The following is an 18,992-nucleotide window of genomic DNA, read 5'->3' as shown; positions in this document are numbered from 1 at the left end:
GGAGCGACGTGAAGTCGCTCCGACCGGCTCTTTCGTTTCCCGCGCCGGGTGGCGCCCGGGGTCCCCGGTGGAGCCGATGGTTCCGGCCCGGTACCGGGGACGCGCGGGGTGGGCCGCTCAGCCCTGGCCGTCCTCCAGCCAGGGGCGGAGCTTCTCGGGATTGCGGACCGCCCAGATGCGGGTGACGCGATCGCCGCTCAGCTCGAACGCCGCCACGGTGACGGTGACCCCGGTGTGCTGGGCGACCAGGCCGGGCCGGCCGTTGACCGAGCGTTCCAAGAGCTTCAGTCCGGGAGCCCGGTCGGCGATCTGGATCAGGTACTCGGCGATGCGCGCGCTGCCTTCGATCGGGCGCAGGGCGGCGCCGACCAGTCCGCCGCCGTCGGCGATCATCGCGGCGTCGGGGGCCAGCAGACCGACGAGGGCCTTGATGTCCCTGGCCTCCCACGCCTGCTTGAAGTCCCGGACGAGCGGGGCCTGTCCGGCCGTCGGGGCCGTCGGGACCCGCGCGGCGCTCACGCGTCGGCGGGCCGATGTGGCCAGCTGGCGGCAGGCCGCGGGCGTGCGGCCCACGATCTCGGCTATCTCGGCGAAGGGGTAGCGGAAGACGTCGTGGAGGACGAAGGCGACGCGTTCGGCCGGTGTCATCGACTCCAGTACGACGAGGAAGGCCATGTTGACCGACTCGTCCAGCGTGACCCGGTCGGCCGGGTCGACCGGCCCGGACCCGCCGCCCGCCGGGCCGCTGATCCACTCCGCGCGGTCGGGCAGCGGCTCGGGGACCCATTCGCCGACGTAGCGCTCGCGGCGGGCCCGCGCCGAGCCGAGCAGGTCCAGGCAGATGCGGCCGGCGACCGTCGTCAGCCAGGCGCCGGGAGACTCGACGGCCTCCTGCTTGCCCTTCGGCATCGCGTACCAGCGCGCGTAGGTCTCCTGTACCGCATCCTCGGCCTCGGCCAGCGAACCGAGCAACCGGTAGGCGAGGTTGGTGAGGTGGCCCCGCTCCCCGACGATCGCGTCCAGGCCCGGATCGGACCGGCCACCCCCACGCGTGGACGACGTACTCATGCTCACGACCGCTCCCCCTGGTCCGTCCCTCGGCGCCTCGCCTCACATTTCGCGGGCCCACGTCGTCGGACTACCGAGACCTTATCGATCTACGCCGTGAGGCAGAAGAGGTGACCGCCACCATGGCCACACTGACGACGGAGAAGCCGCGTACCTTCACGTTCCTGCAGGTCGCCGTCGGGCTGCAGACCTTGGGCATCTTCTTCCAAGCGGTCACCGCCGGGGTGCTGCTGTCCTCGGCCCACGGGGAGCTGCTGCACGGCATCGGGGCGCGCGTGATGTACGGGGCGACGATGCTGTACGTGCTCGCCGCGGTCCTGGCGTGGCGGCCGGGCGGCGGATCGCCCCGGCCCATCCTGTACTCGTCGGGCTTCCTGGTGCTCGCCTCGGTGCAGGTGGTCCTGGGCATCGCGCGCGTGCCGTCGGTCCATGTCCCCCTGGGTGTCCTGATGTTTGCCCTGAGTCTGCTGGCACTGAGCCGCAGGCCGTCGGCCCACCGGTCCTGATCAGGGCAACAGGGCAGGCCAGAGCGACGCGATATCGCTCTGACCTGCCCTGTTGTTATGTTGGGACCACATCGGAGGGGCAGACCGGCCGAGGGAGGTCCCGTGATGTGGGCTGAGGGTGCCGGCCCGCGTCCGCTGTTCGGCGAGGACGCGGACGAGGTGGTCGCCGCCGCCCTGGCGGGCGATCCGTCCGATGTGGACCGGCTGGTGCGCGAGTACCGGCTGCTGCGGCAGGTCGTCGACGGGGCCCGGGCGGGGATCGCCCTGCTCGACACCGACCTGCGCTATCTGTACGTCAGCCCGCACATGGCCGTGATGAACGGCCTGCCCGCCGAGGCGCTGCTGGGGCGGACGCTGAACGAGGCGCTGCCGGACGTCGAGCGTCCCGACGAGGTGCTCCACGCGGTGCTGCGGGACGGGCGCCCTCGGGAGTTGGTCCTGGAGGGCCGCACCCTGGCCGATTCCCCGTACGAGTCACGGGTGTGGCGGGGGACCTACCACCGGCTGGAGGAGGACGGGCGGGTGCTGGGGCTGGTGGGGATCGGGCTGGAGGTCAGCGCCCCCAGGGAGCGGCAGCGGGAGCTGTCGCGCACCAACCGGCGCCTGCTCCTGCTGGACACGGCCGCGGTGCGGGTCGGCACCACCCTCGATGTGGACACCACGTGTCGTGAGCTGACCGAGTTCCTGGTGCCCGGGCTGGCCGATGCCGCGAGCGTGGAGCTCATCCCGCGGGACGGGCCGGACGAGAGGCTGCCCGCCGGCGGGTCGCTGCGGCTGCGGCGGGTCGCGGTGACCTCGGTACCGGAGCTTTCGGCGCGGGTCCGGGCGCTCGGCGCGGCCGGGGAGTACCTGCGCTACCAGCCCGGATCGGCGGTCCGGCAGTGTCTGGAGAGCGGCGAGCCGTGGCTGGGGAACTTCTCCTCCGACGAGGCCTTCGGCCGGGCGGCGCCGAGCGCGGACCGGGTCGCCGCGTACCGGGAGGCGGGGATCCACTCGGGGGTCGTGGTCCCCCTGATCGCCCAGGACCGTCCGATCGGCACGCTCACCCTGGTGCGGGCCGGGGATTCGCCGGCCTTCGGGCGCGAGGACGTCGTCGTGGCCCGGACCCTGGCGGAGCGGGCGGCCGCCGGCCTGGCCAAGGCGGAACGGTTCGCCCGGGAGCAGGGGATGGCCCTCGAACTGCAGCAGGCGCTGCTGTCGGAGCCCACCTTGCCGCACGATGATCTCGAAGTGGCCTCCCGCTACCTGCCGTCCGGAACGGGTGTGCTGGTGGGCGGGGACTGGTTCGACTGCCTGGCGCTGCCCGGCGGTCGGACGCTGCTGGTGATGGGCGACGTGATGGGCCACGGGGTGGAGGCGGCGGTCGCCATGAGCCACTACCGCTCCCTCATCCGCGCGCTGGCCGCGTCCGGGCATCCGCCGGCGGACCTCCTGTCCGAGGCGGACCAGGTGGTCTTCGCCGGCGGTCTGGACCGGGTCGCGACCTGTCTGCTCGTCCTGGTCGACCACGCCGCCGGGACCTGCGTGCACGCGAGCGCCGGGCATCTGCCCGCCATGGTCATCGGCCGCGGGGAGGGTCCGTTCCTGGCGCCGGTCCCGGTGGGCCCGCCGCTGGGCACCGGCTACGGCCGGTACGAGGCCGCGTCCTTCGCGCTCAGGCCGGGTTGCGTCCTGATGCTGTTCACCGACGGACTGGTGGAACGCCGGGGCGAGGACATCGACGCCTCGCTGCGCCGGCTCACGGGCATCCCGCTGCCGGTGGATCGGGCCTTGGACGAGGTCATCGACACCGTGCTGGCGGTGCTGGGGGTCACCGACGCCGAGGACGACGTCACGGTCCTCGCCGCCCGTACCGCGGGGCGCCGGTGACGGGTCTGCCGTGACGGGACCGCGGTGGGGGCTGCCGGGGCGGAACGGTTCGAGGCCCCCCGCGCGGAACGGTGTCCGGCGCGGGGGGCCTCGTAGGGCGGTCGTGGGATCAGCGGCGGGCGGTGGCGAGTTCGGCCACGCGGCCGCGGACCAGGTACCAGCCGCCGACCAAGGCGGCGCCGATGACCGGGACGAACAGGACCGTGGTGCGGCCGACGCCGCCGTCGCACCACATCAGCACCAGCACGGTGAGCAGGAAGACCAGGGTGACGATCTGCGTGTACGGGGCCCAGGGCAGGCGGTAGGAGGGGCGCTCCACGAGGCCCTGCTGGGCGCGGCGCCAGAAGAACAGCGAGCAGATCATGACCATCGCCCAGGTGCCGAGGATGCCCAGCGAGGCGAAGTTCAGGACGAGCTCGAAGGCGTCCTTGGGCATGAAGGCGTTCAGCCCGACGCCCGCGAGGCCGAACGCGGCGGTGAACAGGACGCCGCCGTAGGGGACCTTGCCCTTGTTCATGACGCCGGTGAACTTCGGGGCTGAGCCGGACAGGGACATCGAGCGCAGGATGCGGCCGGTGGAGTAGAGGCCGGAGTTCAGGCTGGAGAGGGCGGCCGTCAGGACGACGAGGTTCATGACGCCCGCGGCGCCGGGGACGCCGAGCTTGTCGAAGACGGTGACGAAGGGGCTCTGGTCGGAGCTGTAGGCCGTGTAGGGCAGGAGGAGGGCGAGGAGGACGACGGAGCCGACGTAGAAGAGGCCCACGCGCCACATGATCGAGTTGATCGCCTTCGGCATGATCTTCTCGGGGTTCTCGGTCTCGCCGGCGGCGACGCCGCAGAGCTCGACGGAGGCGTACGCGAAGACGACGCCCTGGATCACCAGGAGCATCGGGAGGACGCCGGAGGGGAAGAGGCCGCCGTTGTCGGTGATGTTGGCGAGGCCGGGGGTGGTGCCGCCGATGTCGTGGCTGGTGGCGACGAGCCAGATGCCGACGATCAGGAAGACGACGAGGGCGGCGACCTTGACGAGCGAGAACCAGAACTCCATCTCGCCGAAGTACTTCACCGAGATCAGGTTGGCGGTGAGCACGATGGCGAGGGCGATGAAGGCGAGGACCCACTGGGGGACGTCGGTGAACAGCGACCAGAAGTGGGCGTAGGTCGCGGCGGCCGTGATGTCGGCGACGGTGGTCGTGGACCAGTTCAGGAAGTACAGCCAGCCGGCCGTGTAGGCGCCCTTCTCCCCCATGAACTCACGGGCGTAGGAGACGAAGGCTCCGGAGGAGGGGCGGTAGAGGACGAGCTCGCCGAGTGCCCGGACGACGAAGAAGGCGAAGACTCCGCAGACCGCGTAGGCGATCGCGAGGGAGGGGCCGGCGCCGGCGAGGCGGCCGCCCGCGCCGAGGAAGAGGCCGGTGCCTATGGCCCCGCCGATCGCGATCATGTTGATGTGGCGGGACTTGAGGTCCTTGCTGTAGCCCTCGTCACCGGCGTCGACATGGCGGGTCGGCGCCGGGGCGGGTGCCTCGGTCAAGGTGCGGTCACTCAGGTCACTCATGTGGGACTTCGCCTTCGTGGATGGGACAAGGCAGGCCCGGACCGCCGCGCAGGGGAGCTGGGTGGTGTCCCCTGTGCTGTGATCCGGGTGGTTTGGTCGCAACAGGAGACCATGAGGCTCCACTCCCCTCCAAAAGCACCCCCTGCACGCGGAAGCCCCCGACGACCATGGAAACAGGTGTCGGGGGCTTCGTACGGGGTGGAAACCGAGGTCAGGTACCCGGGGTGTCCTCTGCCGCCTGGTCGAGGCGGAAGGCCTCGTTCCCGAGGCCGATACGGGCGTGCGTCTCGGGGCGGCTGCGGCGCAGCACGGCTCCGTAGGCCAGGCCGATCACGACGGCGGCGCCGATGATGCCGGGCAGCACCCAGCTGAGCGCGGAGCCCTTCTCGGCGCCGACCAGGACGCCGAAGTCCTTGACGGTGTAGACGGCGATGGCGAGCAGGGCGAGACCGGCGGTGCCGGCCGCGACGAGGCGCCAGACCTGGGCGCCGGCGGTGCCGCGGCGGACGAAGAAGGCGATGACGGCGAAGGAGGCGGCGGCCATGAGAAGGGTCACGCCGAGGGCGCCGACGCTGCCCATCCAGGTGAACAGGTGCAGGACGGGGGTGGTGGGGTCGGGCGGCTGCACCGCGAGGGTGGGGTCGGCGGGTGCCTTGTCCTCGGTGAGCGCGAAGGCGATCACGACCAGGGCGGCGACGCCGGTCTGCAGCAGGGAGCCGGTGGCGGGGGCGCCGGTGCCGGCGTTGGTGCGCCCGAAGGTGGCCGGGAGCAGCCCCTCGCGGCCCATGGCGAAGGCGTAGCGGGCGACCACGTTGTGGAAGCTCAGCATGGCCGCGAACATGCCGGTCACGAAGAGGACGTGCAGGACGTCGGTGAAGGTGGTGCCGAGGCGGCTCTCGGTGAGCTGGAAGAGCAGGGTGGGGCCGGCCTCGGCGGAGGTCTTGACGACCTCGGAGGGGCCGGTGGCGACGGTGAGGGCCCAGGCACTGAAAGCGAAGAAGAGGGCGACGAAGCCGACGGCGAGGAACATCACGCGGGAGACGACGATGTGCGGCTTGCTGGTCTCCTCGGCGTAGACCGGGGACTGCTCGAAGCCGACGAAGGCGGCGATGCAGAAGCAGAGGGCGGTGCCGAAGCCGGCTCCGCCGAGGGTCTCGGGGTTGAAGGCGTGGAGCGAGAGGCCTTCGGCGGCCGGCTTGCCGAGGGCGGCGACGTCGAAGACGACGACGAGGACGCACTCGACGAGGAGGAGGACCCCGAGGACCTTGGCGTTGAGGTCGATCTTGAGCCAGCCGAGTGCGCCCGTGACGGCGACGGCGAGCAGGGCCGGTATCCACCAGGCGAGTTCGATGTCCAGGTAGGTGGCGAAGAGGCCGGATATCTCGAAGCCGAGGATGCCGAAGACGCCGACCTGCATGGCGCTGTACGCGACGAGGGCGACGAGGGAGGCGGCCGCGCCGGCGGTGGGGCCGAGGCCGCGGGCGATGTACGCGTAGAAGGCGCCGGCGTTGTGGACGTGGCGGCTCATCTCGGCGTAGCCGACGCTGAAGAGCGCGAGGACGGCGCCGAGGATGACGAAGAGCAGGGGCTGGCCGACGATGCCCATGACCCCGAAGGTCGTGGGCATGACACCGGCGACGACCATCAGGGGCGCGCTGGCGGCGAGCACGGACAGGAGCAGACCGGCGGTACCGAGGCGGTCGGCGCGCAGGGCCCGGTCCTGGCCCTTGTACGTACGGATCTCGGCCGGGTCCTGGAGCGTGGAGGATCTGCCCGTCGGCATGGCGGCGTCCTTTCGGGGGGGCGTGGTGCTCGGGGGATGGGTACTCGGGGGGGCATCCGTGGGGCGTACGCGGGCGGCGCGGTCAGGCGGTGCCGAGTGCGACCCCGCGGGCGGCGAGGAAGGCCTTCTGCGGGTCCCGGTCCGGATAGGACCAGGGGGCGCGGGTGGCATGGCTGCCGATGCGGTGGAACAGGGCGGCGGCCTCGGCGGGGCGGCCCTCGCAGAGTTTGGCGTGGGCGAGGAAGTTGAGGTCGACGCGGTTGCGGGGGTGGTCCTCGCGCTCCCACTCCAGCCACCAGTCGAAGGCGGCGCGCAGCACCTGGCGGGCGCGGCGGCCCGCCCAGTGGGCGGCGACCGACTCGGGCGAGTGTCCGTGCGTGGCGGCCAGCACCCGGTACCGCTCGGCGTGCGCGACGACGGGGAGCACGGCGAGCGGGGAGTCGGCCGGGGACTCCTCGGCGGCCCAGGACGCGAAGTCGTAGACCTCGTGGAGCGGGTCCTGGCCGGAGCCGAGGGCGCGCTCGGCCAGTTTGGCGACCATCAGGTGGTGGGCGTGGTGGTGCTCGCGGTGACGGGCCCGGACCTGGTCGAAGTGACGGCTGAACTCCTCCTCGCCGCCGAAGCCGCGGGAGAGGAGGAGCAGCCCGAGCCAGGGGGTCGGGTCCGCCGGGAACAGGGCGGCGGCCCGGCGGCAGGCCTCCTCGGCCGCGGCCGGGCTGCCCTTCTGACGCAGGGCGGCGAAGACGGCGGCGCAGGCGAGGAGGGTGGCGGCATCGGCGCTCTCCGGTTCGGCGAGCAGCCACTCGCGGGCCCAGGCGGTGGCCGCCGGGGTCTGCGCGAGGACGACGACGCGGTGGCCGCGGCGGTCCCAGTCGTCGCCGGTGCCGACGAGGAGGGCACGGGCCCGGGCCCACCGCCCTTGGGTGAACTGGGACCGTACGTCGACGAGTTCGGCGTCGCACAAGGCCGGGTCGAAGAGCTGGGCGTCCCGCTTGCGGGCGCGGCCGAGGGGCGGCGGAGGCGGGGACATCCGCGGGTTTCCCTCCAGGACGCGGGTGGACGAGGGGCGGCGGCGGCCGGTGGCTCGCGCGTGGCGCGCGCGAGGGCTTCGGCCGGACGGGTAGGGGGATCGCGACGGTGAGCGCGCCGGTGATCACGCACAGCAAAGCGGTACGCCCAGCTCCGCGTCAAGGTCCAGTCCACTGCGTGGCGGGTTTCAACTGCTGGGAGAGTGGTGCGAGTTGGATGAACGGCCCACTTCCGGGGGCTGTCCGTACCGTCTCGTAGGGTGGCCGCATGGCCGCATATGATGATCTTCCCCTCTATCTGCTGGGGTTCCCCGGCCCGTTGCGCGATCAGCTGGTCGCGGCCGTGCTGAGCGGGGCGAAAACCAGCACGACCGGCCTGCTCGCCGAGTACGAGGCCGAGGAGGAGCCGCTGCCGGAGCCTGGCGCCCGGTCCCTGCTGGTGGATTCCGCGGAGCGCGGGGTGGCGGTCGTGGAGGTGACCGCCGTGGAGGTGCTGCGGCTCGGTGACATCGGGTTGCAGCACGCGCTCGACGAGGGCGAAGGGTACGCGTCGGTGGCCGAATGGCGTACGGCACACGAGGAGTTCTGGCACAGCGAGCCGGTGCGCGGGGCGATCGGTGACCCGGGGTTCACGGTCGACGACGACACCCTCGTCATCGCGGAACGGTTCCGGGTCACCGAACGGCTGGTCTGACGCCCCTGCACGGAGGCGGAGGCGGAGGCGGCCGCGGAGGCGGCCCGTCAGCCGACGGCCCGGGCCGGGGCGCGGCCCGCCGCCCGGCCCGAGAAGATGCACCCGCCGAGGAAGGTGCCCTCCAGGGCCCGGTACCCGTGCACCCCGCCACCGCCGAATCCGGCCGCCTCGCCCGCCGCGTAGACGCCCGGCAGCGGTTCCCCGGACCCGGTCAGGACGCGCGAGGAGAGGTCGGTCTCCAGGCCGCCCAGGGACTTGCGGGTCAGGATCGACAGCCGTACCGCGATCAGCGGCCCGGCCTTGGGGTCCAGGATCCGGTGCGGGGCGGCGGTACGGATCAGCTTGTCGCCGAGGTACCTGCGGGCGCCGTGGATGGCGGTGACCTGGAGGTCCTTGGTGAAGGGGTTGGCGATCTCCCGGTCGCGGGCCACGATCTCGCCGCGGACGGTGGCCTCGTCGAGGAGGTCCTCCTTGGTGACCGCGTTCATCCCGCGGACCAGGGCGGACAGGTCCCGCTCGACGACGAAGTCGGCCCCGTTGTCCATGAAGGCCCGGACCGGGGCCGGTACGGCCTGGCGCGCGCGGGTGAAGACGTCACGGACCGACTTCCCCGTGAGGTCCGGGTTCTGCTCGGAGCCGGAGAGGGCGAACTCCTTGCCGATGATGCGCTCGTTGAGCACGAACCAGGTGTGGTCGTGGCCGGTCTTCATGATGTGGTCGAGGGTTCCGAGGGTGTCGAAGCCCGGGAAGAGCGGTACGGGCAGCCGCTTGCCCGTCGCGTCCAGCCACAGCGGGGAGGGGCCGGGCAGGATGCGGATGCCGTGCCGGGCCCAGATCGGGTCCCAGTTCTGGATGCCCTCGGTGTAGTGCCACATCCGGTCCTTGTTGATGTGGCTGGCGCCCGCCCGCTCCGCGATGCCGAGCATCAGGCCGTCGACGTGCGCCGGGACGCCGGAGAGCAGCCGCTGCGGCGGGGTGCCGAGCCGGGCGGGCCACTGCGCGCGGACGAGGTCGTGGTTGCCGCCGATCCCGCCGCTGGTGACGATCACGGCTTGGGCCCGCAGCGAGAAGGTCCCGGTGACCTCGCGGCTGCTGGCGGAGCCCCGTACGGCGTCGGAGGGTTCCAAGATCTCGCCCGTCACGGTGTCCACCGCGCCGGCCGTGGCCGACAGCCCGGTGACCCGGTGGCGGAACGCGAACCGGACCAGGCCGCGGGCCACGCCGGCCCGGACCCGGCGCTCGAAGGGCTCCACCAGGCCGGGGCCGGTGCCCCAGGTGATGTGGAAGCGGGGGACGGAGTTCCCGTGACCGTTGGCGTCGTAGCCGCCGCGCTCCGCCCAGCCGACCACGGGGAAGAAGCGGACGCCCTGGGCGTGCAGCCAGGAGCGCTTCTCGCCGGCCGCGAAGTCGACGTAGGCCTCGGCCCAGCGGCGTGGCCAGGCGTCCTCCTCGCGGTCGAACCCGGCGGTGCCCAGCCAGTCCTGGAGGGCGAGGGCGTGACTGTCCTTGATCCGCATCCGGCGCTGCTCGGGTGAGTCCACGAAGAACAGCCCGCCGAAGGACCAGTGCGCCTGGCCGCCGATGGACCGCTCCGGCTCCTGATCGAGCAGGATGACCTTGCGGCCCGCGTCGACGAGCTCGGCGGTGGCCACGAGCCCCGCGAGCCCGGCTCCGATCACGATCACGTCTGCGTCGTACGTCATGCGGTTACCCGTCCTCCGTCGGTGGTGGGGCAGATCCTTGGCTACGGAGCGGTAACCAGTCAACAGCGGTGGTTGGATGACCTGTATGAGTGCCGCTGAGGAAGTACTGGACGTGGTGGACCGGGAGGACCGGGTCGTCGGGCAGGCCCCGCGGGGCGAGGTGTACGCCCGGGGACTGCTGCACCGCTGTGCGTTCGTGCAGGCCAGGGACGCGGAGGGGCGGATCTTCGTACACCGGCGGACCGCCTCCAAGCTGGTCTTCCCCTCGCACTACGACATGTTCGTGGGCGGGGTGCTGGGCGCCGGCGAGAGCTACGAACAGGCCGCGCTGCGCGAGGCCGAGGAGGAGCTGGGGGTGCGGGGGCTGGAGCAGCCGACGCCGCTGTTCACGTTCCTGTACGAGGGTCCGGGCGGGGCCTGGTGGTCGTCCGTGTACGAGGTGCGGTGCGAGCTGCCCGTGGCCCCGCAGGCCTCGGAGGTCGACTGGCACACGTACCTCACGCAGGAGGAGCTGGACCGGCGGGTGGACGACGGGGCGTGGGCCTGGGTGCCGGACGGCCTGGAGGCGTACCGGCGGCTGCGCGCGCATCGGGAATCCCGCTTGTAGATTTGTCGGGTGATCGACTTCGTCAAGGACGTGCGCCTCTGGTTCGCACCCTCGCGGCTGAGGGACGAGGGCGAGACCCCGGACTACCGCTTCTCGCTGGCCAACGAACGGACCTTCCTCGCCTGGATCCGGACCTCGCTGGCCCTGGTGGGCGGCGGTTTCGCCGTCGACCAGTTCCTGCCGGACCTGCGCTGGGGGGTGCGGGTCGGGATGGCCCTCACGCTGCTCGCGGTGGGTGCGGCCTGTGCGCTGCGGGCGGTGAACCACTGGGTGCGGTGCGAGCGGGCGATGCGGCGGGGCGAGGACCTGCCGCTGTCGCGCTTCCCGGTGCTGCTGAGCCTGGGCGTGGGGCTGGTGGCGGTGGCGATGGTGGTGGTCGTGCTGCTGGGCTGGACGTCCGGGCGGTGAGCACCTCGGGCACGGACCGCGACGCGGGGCTCCAGCCCGAGCGGACCCGGCTCGCGTGGCGGCGTACGACGCTGGCCTCCTCGGTGGTGGCGGTGCTGGCGCTGCGGCAGGCGTTGCGCGGGTCGGGCGCGCCGCTGGAGCTGGCCGGGGCGGCGGCCATCGCGCTGATCTGGCTGGCGTTCCTGTGGGTGGCCCACCGGCGGATCCGGGCGCTGGCGGCCGGCCGGCCACGGCAGCTCGCGCCGCGGGCGGCCCTGGCGGTGGTGGCGTGCACGGTGGCGCTGGCGGTCTTCGCGGTGACGGTGATCCTCTGAGCCGATCCCGTGGGCCGATCCTGTGGGCCGATCCCTTGGGCCGATCCTGTGGGCCGCCGGCCGGTGTGATGATCGCGCTTCGCCACGCCACTGCGACAGAACGGGCGATATCCGACAATGCGCACTAATCTCTGCGCCATGACGACCCTGCACCACGAGCACCCCACGCACCAGCACACGCACGGCGCGGACTGCGGGCACCAGGCGGTCTCCCACGGCGACCACGTCGACTACGCCCACGACGGCCATCTGCACCGCGAGCACTCGGGGCACTGGGACGAGTGCGAGCCCAGCGGGCACACCACGCACGACGGCCACGCGCACGCGCACGGCGCGGACTGCGGACACGAGACCGTCCGGCACGGCGATCACGTGGACTACCTGCACGACGGGCACCGGCACGCGGAGCACGACGGACACTACGACGACCACTGACCGGACCCGCCCTCCCCCGGGGCGGCGACGGCCGGCAGGATGCCGACCGTTCGTCACAGCGACCCGGGGAGAGCGCAGATGTCCGTCGAAGAGCCGTACCTCGTCCAGCCCGCGCCGGGGGTGTACGCCTACGTCCAGCCGGACGGCGGCTGGTGCCTCAACAACGCCGGATTCGTGACCGACGGGGGCCGGACCCTGCTCGTCGACACCGCCGCCACCGAGCGGCGTGCCCTCGCCCTGCGCGCCGCGGTCGTGGCGGCCGGGGTGCCGCTCCCCCGCACCGTGGTCAACACTCACCACCACGGCGACCACACGTACGGCAACGGGGTCTTCACCCCCGAGGCGTTGATCCTCGGGCACGACCACGCACGGTCCGAACAGCTCGCGGCCGGGCACCAGCTGGAGCTGATCTGGCCGGCCACGGACTTCGGCGCGATCGACATCGTCCCGCCGGATCTCACCTACAGCGACCGGGCGACCGTGCACGTCGGTGATACGCAGGTGCGGGTCATCCACCCGGGCGTCGCGCACACCACCGGCGACTCGGTCGTGTGGCTGCCCGAGCAGCGGGTGGTGTTCACCGGCGACCTGATCTTCGCCGGGGGGACCCCGTTCCTCGCGATGGGCTCCCTCGCCGGCTCGCTGCGGGCGCTGGAGCTGCTGCGGTCGCTGGACGCGGAGACCGTCGTACCGGGCCACGGACCCCTGACCGACCCCTCCGCCTACGACGCCACCGAGCGCTACCTGCGGTACGTGGACGAGCTCGCCCGGGAGGGTCGGGCGAAGGGGCTGTCCCCGCTGGAGGTGGCCCAGCAGGCCGATCTCGGCGAGTTCGGCACCTGGCGGGAGAGCGAGCGACTGGTGGCGAACGTGCACCGGGCGTACGCGGAACTGGCCGGCCGGCCGGAGGGCGCGCCGCTGGACATCCTGGCGGTCCTGACGGACATGACCGTGATGAACGGCGGAACACCGATCCTCTGTCACGCCTGACACCGGCGGATGTCGCCGGGCGGAGAGTTTCTTTCCGCCCGCACTCTGGACGACATACCGACTGGTCGGCATGATGGCTCGCGACGGCGCGTCGACTCGCACGGAGGTGCGCACCATGACCTCAGCCCCGGCCGACCCACGCGGCCTGGATCTGGAGCGGCTGCGCGGTCATCTCGACCGGGCCCGGCCGGGACTCGTGACCGGCCCGCTGCGCGGCCGGCTCATCGAGGGCGGCCGGTCCAATCTCACCTACGAGATCACCGACGGCACCGCCCGCTGGGTGGTCCGGCGGCCGCCGCTGGGCCACGTACTGGCCACCGCGCACGACATGCGGCGCGAGCACCGGGTCATCGAGGCACTGCACGGCACCGCCGTGCCGGTGCCCGAGCCGGTGCTCCTGTGCGAGGACGAGGCCGTGCTCGGGGCGCCGTTCTACGTCATGGAGTTCGTGGACGGGGTGCCGTACCGGACGGCCGAGCAGCTCGCCGCGATCGGCCCGGAGCGGACCCGGCGGGCGGTGCTGGGCCTGGTGGACACCCTGGTGGACCTCCACGCGGTGGACCCCGAGGCGGTGGGGCTGGGTGACTTCGGCCGGCCCGAGGGCTTCCTGGACCGGCAGCTGCGCCGCTGGGGCAAGCAGCTCGCGGCCTCCCGGGGCCGGGAGCTCGCCGGGATCGACGAGCTGCACGGCGCGCTCGGACGCAGGCTGCCCGTCTCCCCCGCCCCGACCGTGGTGCACGGGGACTTCCGGCTCGACAACGTCCTGATCGGCGGATCCCCGTCCGGCACCGACACCGTCCGGGCGGTGCTGGACTGGGAGATGTCCACGCTCGGGGATCCGCTGACCGACCTCGGCCTCCTGGTGATGTACAGCTCGGACCTGGGCCTGACCGGGTCGCCGGTCAGCACGACGAGCGGGGCGCCGGGCCATCCGACGCCGGCCGAGCTCGTCGAGCGGTACGCCGCGCGCTCGGGCCGGGACACCGGGGCCATCGCCTGGTACACGGCCTTCGCCTGGTTCAAGCTCGCCGTGATCCTCGAGGGCATCCACTACCGCTACACGCTGGGGCAGACCGTCGGGGCGGGATTCGACCGGATCGGCGAGCTGGTCCCGGTCTTCATCGAGCACGGACTGACCACTCTCCAGGACCGCCAGGACCGCCAGGAAGGCTGAGGCACTCACCCATGGATTTCGCATTCGACGCCCGGACCGAGGAACTCCGCGAGCGGCTGCTCGCGTTCATGGAGGAGTACGTCTACCCGGCGGAGCCCGTCGCCGCCGAGCAGCGCGCACGGCTGGCCTCGCCCTGGGACGCCCCCGCCGTCTTCGGTGAACTGAAGGCCGAGGCGCGCCGCCAGGGCCTGTGGAACCTCTTCTTGCCGGACGCGGAGCACGGCGCGGGGCTGACCAACCTCCAGTACGCGCCGCTCGCCGAGATCACCGGCCGCAGCCCGCACCTGGCGCCGATGGCCACCAACTGCGCGGCCCCGGACACCGGGAACATGGAGCTCCTCGCCCAGTTCGGGAACGAGGAGCAGAAGAAGCAGTGGCTGGAACCGCTGCTGGCCGGGGAGATCCGCTCCGCCTTCGCGATGACCGAGCCCGAGGTGGCCTCCTCGGACGCCACGAACGTCGAGACGCGGATCGAGCGCTCGGCGGACGGCGACGAGTACGTGGTCACCGGCCGCAAGTGGTTCATCTCCGGGGCGATGAACCCTGACTGCAAGATCTTCATCGTGATGGGCAAGACCGACCCGGAGGGCGCCGATCCGCGCCGTCAGCAGTCGATGATCCTGGTGCCGCGCGACACCCCCGGGGTCGAGGTGCGCCGGGCGATGACGGTGTACGGGTACGAGGACCACGACCACGGCGGCCACGCCGAGGTGGTCTTCGACGGGGCCCGGGTCCCGGCGGCGAACCTGATCGGCGAGGAGGGCACCGGCTTCGCCATCGCCCAGGCGCGGCTCGGTCCGGGCCGCATCCACCACTGCATGCGGCTGATCGGTATGGCGGAGCGGGCCATCGAGCTGATGTGCCGACGCGCGGTGGAACGTACCGCCTTCGGCAAGCCGCTGGCCGCCCAGGGCGTCGTACAGAACTGGATCGCCGACGCCCGGGTGACGGTGGAGCAGCTGCGGCTGCTGGTGCTGAAGACGGCCTGGCTGATGGACACCGTCGGCAACCGGGGTGCGCACACCGAGATCCAGGCCATCAAGATCGCGACCCCGCGGGCGGTGGTGCGGATCCTGGACGACGCGGTGCAGTTGCACGGCGCGGGCGGGGTGAGCCAGGACTTCCCGTTGGCCGAACTGTGGGCGGCGGCGCGGACCTTGCGACTGGCCGACGGGCCGGACGAGGTGCACCAGCGGTCGTTGGCGCGGCGGGAGTTGAAGGGGTATGCGGCCGGTCGCCCGTGAACGTGTGGAAATCGTGCGAGAGTTCGTATGAACTCGTGTGCGAGGTGAAGGCGGTGCGGGGGTCCCTTTAAGAAACCTTGTTGAACAACCCCGTAACCCCAAAGCGTTCTTGATTTGCGCCTGTCAATCGGAAGAGGGTTCTCCAGAAGGTCTGACGCCCCCAACGTCAACACGAGGAGAACCCTCCAGATGGCAACTCACAAGCGCTCGCGCCGTTTCCGGTACGCGGCGGTCGGTACCGGAGCGGCCACAGCGGCTGCCGTGGCCCTGCTCGCCACCCCCCTCGCGGGAGCGGCGACCCCGGCCGAAGGCACGGTGTACGGCCTCGGCGCACCCGGCGCCATCAGCGGAAGTTACGTCGTCATACTCGACGCATCCGCGAACAAGGAACAGCTCGCCCGCAAGTACGGGGGCGAGCTGAAGCGCTCCTACGGCTCCGGGGTCAACGGCTTCTCGGCCGCGGGTCTCAGCGAGACGGAGGCGAAGCGGCTCGCCGCGGACCCGGCCGTCGGCAAGGTCGTGCAGAACAAGAAGTTCACCATCAACGCCACCCAGACCAACCCGCCCTCCTGGGGGTTGGACCGGATCGACCAGACCGCTCAGGCGGGGGACAAGAAGTACACCTACCCCGACGGTGGCGGCGAGGGCGTGACGGCGTATGTCATCGACACCGGCGTGCGCACCACCCACAAGGACTTCGGCGGCCGTGCGACGTCGGGCTTCGACGCGGTGGACAACGACGACAGCGCCGACGACGGCAACGGCCACGGCACGCACGTGGCCGGCACCATCGCGGGCACCTCGCACGGCGTCGCCAAGAAGGCGAAGGTCGTCGCGGTGCGGGTGCTGGACGACAACGGCTCCGGCACCACCGAGCAGGTGGTCGCGGGCATCGACTGGGTCACGCAGAACCACAAGGGCGCCTCGGTGGCCAACATGAGCCTGGGCGGCGGCGCCGACGAGGCCCTCGACGAGGCGGTGCGCCGGGCCGTCGCCTCGGGTGTCACCTTCACCGTCGCGGCGGGCAACGAGTCGGCCGACGCCGGTCAGGGCTCGCCGTCCCGGGTCACCGAGGCGATCACGGTGGCGTCGAGCACGATCGACGACGAGCAGTCCTCGTTCTCGAACTTCGGCTCCGTGGTGGACCTGTACGCGCCGGGCTCGGACATCACGTCCACCTGGAACGACAGCGACACGGGGACGAAGACCATCTCCGGCACCTCCATGGCGGCCCCGCACGCGGCCGGCGCGGCGGCGGTCTACCTGGCGGGGCACCCGTCCGCGACTCCGGCGCAGACGGCCGCGGCGCTGACGGGGGCGGCCACGTCCGGTGCGGTCACCAACCCGTCCGCGGGCACGGCGAACAAGCTGCTGAAGGTGGCCGAGTAGTCGACGGGCCCGGGGGTCCGCCGGCGGGCGGACCCCCGGGCCCGGTGGGCGGGAACGGCCCCGTACGCTCCAGGCCATGATCCATTTCAAGGTGGCCGCGGACGGGCCCGAACCGTTGAGCGTGTGGTTCGAACCGCTCGCCTGGGAGGTGGTCCTCGATCCGGGGGACCACCTCCTCGTCGCGTGGCCGGACTTCTCTCCGGGCCCGCAGTTCGCTCCGGTGTTCTGCCACGAACCGGGGCGGCTGTCGATCCTGGAGCCGAACTGGGTGCCGGGCAGCGAACCGGGCTACGCCCGGGTCTGGAACTCCGGCGGCGAGGAGATCACGTACTAGGGGCCCTGCGGGCCGGGTCGCCCGGTCGCCCGGTCGCCCGACGGCCCGGTGGACGCTATGGACGCAGGGCGCGCAGCAGGAGGTCGGCGAGGTGATCGGCGACCTGCTGCGGCGTGAGCGGACCGTCCGCGCGGTACCAGGTGGACAGGTGGTGGACGGAACCGAAGTGGTAGTCCACCACCAGGTCGGCGGGGGTGGCGTCGGAGAACACACCCGTCCGCTGGCCCTCCTCGACCAGCGCCCGGAAGCGCTCGTGGTAGCGCCGGCGCTCCGCCCGCACCTGCTTGGACTTCTCCGGGCTGAGCTGGTGCATCGACCGGAAGAAGATCATCGCGTCGTCGAGGTTCTCGATGGTCGTGACGACCACGTCGGCGGCCGCGGCGTGCAGCCGCTCCTCGACGGGCGCGTCGGAATCGGCCACCGCGTCCAGGCGCTGCTGCTGGAGCCGCAGCATCCGCGCGTACACCTCGTGCAGCAGGTCGTCCTTGGACCCGAAGTAGTGGTAGAGCGCGCCCTTCGTGACACCGGCCGCCTCGACGATCTCCTGGACCGAGGTGCGGTCGTAGCCGCGCTCGGCGAAGAGCCGGGTGGCGACGGCCAGCAGCCGCTGCGGTACCGGGGCCTCGTGCGTGCCTGCGGGTTCCGTGGTCCGTGCCGCCATGGCGCTGACCTTCCCTTCCTCGTTCCTGCCTGGTCACTGCGACCAGCTGTACGACCGTCCGACTGTTTTCAGCCGCGATCGCGCAGTTCCCGTCGCAGGATCTTGCCACTGGTCGTCTTCGGAAGAACAGGCAGGATCTCGACCTGGCGCGGGTATTTGTACGCGGCGATGCGCTCGGCGCAGTAGGCGGCGAGCTCCGCCGGCTCCACCGAGGTGCCGGGGCGCAGGCTCACGTACGCCTTCACGCTCTCCCCTCGGTACACGTCGGGGACGCCGACCACCGCGGCCTCACGGACGGCGGGGTGGGTGTAGAGCACGTCCTCGACCTCCCGCGGCCAGACCTTGAAGCCGGAGGCGTTGATCATGTCCTTCTTGCGGTCGACGACGTAGAGCCAGCCGTCGGGGTCCATGAATCCGACGTCGCCGGTGCGCAGTTCGCCGCCGGGGAAGGCCTTGGCGGACTCCGCGGGCAGACCCCAGTAGCCCGGTACCACCTGGGGCCCGCGGACGGCTATCTCGCCGGTCTCGCCGAAGGGCACCTCGGCTCCCCGCTCGTCGAGGATGCGGACCACGGTGTCGGCGCCGGGCAGGCCCACGGAGAGGGTGCCGGAGGCGGGGTCGACGGGGGCTTCGAGGTGCACGGGCACGCTGGCGCAGGGGGCGGTGCACTCGGTGAGGCCGTAGCCGTTGCGGAGGTAGAAGCCGAAGGCGGTGCGCAGGCGCTCGACGAGCGCGGGCGGGAGCGGGGCGCCGCCGGAGGAGATCACCTGGAACGAGGCGAAGTGGTCCGCGGTGACCCCGGGGTGGGCGGCGAGGGCCATGAACGCGGTGGCCGGGCCGACGGTGTAGGCCGGGCGGTGTTCGAGGAAGGCGTCGAGGACGGCGCCGGCGTCGAAGCGGTGGGCGAGGACGAGGGTGCCGGCGTTGGCGAAGCAGGCGGCGAGTTCGCAGACCATGCCGGTGATGTGGAAGAGGGGCGCGAGGGCGAAGTACGTGGCGCCCTCGGGCAGGGGGTGGGAGGTGACCTGCCGGACGGCGTTGTAGGTCAGCGCGCCGTGCGGGTTCATCGCTCCCTTGGGGGTGCCGCTGGTGCCGGAGGTATAGCTGATGAGGGCGGTGTCGGTGGCGGTGAGGGGCGGGCCGTGCGGCGCGGGGCGCTTGCCGCGGGCCACGGTGAGGGGGTCGGCGACGGGGGGCCCGGCGGGGGCACCGCCGGGGCCCGGGGCG

General features: G+C 72.2%; 19 protein-coding genes. 12 read left to right on the top strand and 7 right to left on the bottom strand.

Annotated features, from left to right (window positions below; genetic code table 11):
- Positions 1-117: 117 nt before the first annotated feature.
- Complete coding sequence (gene sigJ / locus AB8A24_RS40470) at positions 118-1,068, bottom strand: RNA polymerase sigma factor SigJ (protein WP_328963959.1); 951 nt, start codon at positions 1,066-1,068, stop codon at positions 118-120.
- Between the two features lie 122 nt (positions 1,069-1,190).
- On the opposite strand from sigJ, the gene AB8A24_RS40465 reads away from it, so the two are divergent.
- Both AB8A24_RS40465 and AB8A24_RS40460 read left to right on the top strand, forming a co-directional pair.
- The gene (locus tag AB8A24_RS40465; protein ID WP_328963958.1) at positions 1,191-1,574 is read left to right on the top strand and encodes a hypothetical protein; all 384 of its coding nucleotides are present in this window, start codon (positions 1,191-1,193) and stop codon (positions 1,572-1,574) included.
- A 105-nt stretch (positions 1,575-1,679) separates the two neighbouring features.
- Complete coding sequence (locus tag AB8A24_RS40460; RefSeq protein ID WP_328963957.1) at positions 1,680-3,443, top strand: SpoIIE family protein phosphatase; 1,764 nt, start codon at positions 1,680-1,682, stop codon at positions 3,441-3,443.
- A 109-nt stretch (positions 3,444-3,552) separates the two neighbouring features.
- On the opposite strand, the gene AB8A24_RS40455 is transcribed toward AB8A24_RS40460, so the two are convergent.
- From AB8A24_RS40455 to AB8A24_RS40445, 3 genes are all read right to left on the bottom strand, one after another.
- Entirely contained in the window at positions 3,553-5,001 is a 1,449-nt protein-coding gene (locus AB8A24_RS40455; protein ID WP_328963956.1) for an amino acid permease, read from the bottom strand.
- A gap of 211 nt (positions 5,002-5,212) precedes the next feature.
- A complete protein-coding gene (locus AB8A24_RS40450; protein WP_328963955.1) occupies positions 5,213-6,784 on the bottom strand; it encodes an APC family permease in 1,572 nt (523 codons plus the stop codon).
- 82 nt (positions 6,785-6,866) lie between these two features.
- A complete protein-coding gene (locus AB8A24_RS40445; protein ID WP_328963954.1) occupies positions 6,867-7,814 on the bottom strand; it encodes a hypothetical protein in 948 nt (315 codons plus the stop codon).
- A gap of 266 nt (positions 7,815-8,080) precedes the next feature.
- Here AB8A24_RS40445 and AB8A24_RS40440 point away from each other — a divergent pair, with 266 nt between their 5' ends.
- Positions 8,081-8,506, top strand: coding sequence for an ASCH domain-containing protein (locus tag AB8A24_RS40440; protein WP_328963953.1), 426 nt, complete (start codon positions 8,081-8,083; stop codon positions 8,504-8,506).
- A gap of 47 nt (positions 8,507-8,553) precedes the next feature.
- On the opposite strand, the gene AB8A24_RS40435 is transcribed toward AB8A24_RS40440, so the two are convergent.
- Positions 8,554-10,209 carry an FAD-binding dehydrogenase gene (locus tag AB8A24_RS40435; protein ID WP_369479000.1) on the bottom strand — a complete coding sequence of 552 codons (1,656 nt, stop codon included), beginning with the start codon at positions 10,207-10,209 and terminating at the stop codon, positions 8,554-8,556.
- Positions 10,210-10,294: 85 nt separating this feature from the next.
- Here AB8A24_RS40435 and AB8A24_RS40430 point away from each other — a divergent pair, with 85 nt between their 5' ends.
- The 9 genes from AB8A24_RS40430 to AB8A24_RS40390 all read left to right on the top strand — a co-directional run bounded on the left by AB8A24_RS40430 (position 10,295) and on the right by AB8A24_RS40390 (position 17,104).
- Entirely contained in the window at positions 10,295-10,816 is a 522-nt protein-coding gene (locus tag AB8A24_RS40430) for an NUDIX hydrolase (RefSeq protein WP_369478999.1), read from the top strand.
- A gap of 9 nt (positions 10,817-10,825) precedes the next feature.
- Positions 10,826-11,224 carry a YidH family protein gene (locus AB8A24_RS40425; RefSeq protein WP_266389704.1) on the top strand — a complete coding sequence of 133 codons (399 nt, stop codon included), beginning with the start codon at positions 10,826-10,828 and terminating at the stop codon, positions 11,222-11,224.
- Positions 11,221-11,538, top strand: a complete 318-nt coding sequence (locus AB8A24_RS40420) for a DUF202 domain-containing protein (RefSeq protein ID WP_030723274.1) — start codon at positions 11,221-11,223, stop codon at positions 11,536-11,538. The genes AB8A24_RS40425 and AB8A24_RS40420 overlap by 4 nt, the downstream gene beginning before the upstream one ends.
- Positions 11,539-11,676: 138 nt before the next feature.
- Positions 11,677-11,973 carry a hypothetical protein gene (locus tag AB8A24_RS40415; RefSeq protein WP_030010404.1) on the top strand — a complete coding sequence of 99 codons (297 nt, stop codon included), beginning with the start codon at positions 11,677-11,679 and terminating at the stop codon, positions 11,971-11,973.
- 78 nt (positions 11,974-12,051) lie between these two features.
- On the top strand, positions 12,052-12,963 hold the full coding sequence (locus AB8A24_RS40410) for an MBL fold metallo-hydrolase (RefSeq protein ID WP_369478998.1): 912 nt from the start codon (positions 12,052-12,054) through the stop codon (positions 12,961-12,963).
- Between the two features lie 115 nt (positions 12,964-13,078).
- Positions 13,079-14,137, top strand: a complete 1,059-nt coding sequence (locus tag AB8A24_RS40405; protein ID WP_369478997.1) for a phosphotransferase family protein — start codon at positions 13,079-13,081, stop codon at positions 14,135-14,137.
- Between the two features lie 11 nt (positions 14,138-14,148).
- Positions 14,149-15,381, top strand: coding sequence for an acyl-CoA dehydrogenase family protein (locus tag AB8A24_RS40400; RefSeq protein ID WP_369478996.1), 1,233 nt, complete (start codon positions 14,149-14,151; stop codon positions 15,379-15,381).
- Between the two features lie 189 nt (positions 15,382-15,570).
- Entirely contained in the window at positions 15,571-16,770 is a 1,200-nt protein-coding gene (locus AB8A24_RS40395; protein WP_369478995.1) for a S8 family serine peptidase, read from the top strand.
- A gap of 76 nt (positions 16,771-16,846) precedes the next feature.
- Complete coding sequence (locus AB8A24_RS40390; protein WP_369478994.1) at positions 16,847-17,104, top strand: hypothetical protein; 258 nt, start codon at positions 16,847-16,849, stop codon at positions 17,102-17,104.
- Positions 17,105-17,159: 55 nt separating this feature from the next.
- On the opposite strand, the gene AB8A24_RS40385 is transcribed toward AB8A24_RS40390, so the two are convergent.
- Both AB8A24_RS40385 and AB8A24_RS40380 read right to left on the bottom strand, forming a co-directional pair.
- Entirely contained in the window at positions 17,160-17,765 is a 606-nt protein-coding gene (locus tag AB8A24_RS40385; protein ID WP_369478993.1) for a TetR/AcrR family transcriptional regulator, read from the bottom strand.
- A 68-nt stretch (positions 17,766-17,833) separates the two neighbouring features.
- Positions 17,834-18,992, bottom strand: a 1,159-nt coding sequence (locus AB8A24_RS40380; protein WP_369478992.1) for a class I adenylate-forming enzyme family protein, incomplete at its 5' end; no start/stop codon positions are given.

Source organism: Streptomyces sp. BF23-19 (genome assembly GCF_041106355.1).
Lineage (GTDB): Bacteria > Actinomycetota > Actinomycetes > Streptomycetales > Streptomycetaceae > Streptomyces > Streptomyces virginiae_A.
The sequence above is the reverse complement of the archived record's forward strand: the minus strand, read 5'-3'. Positions and strand labels throughout refer to the sequence as shown.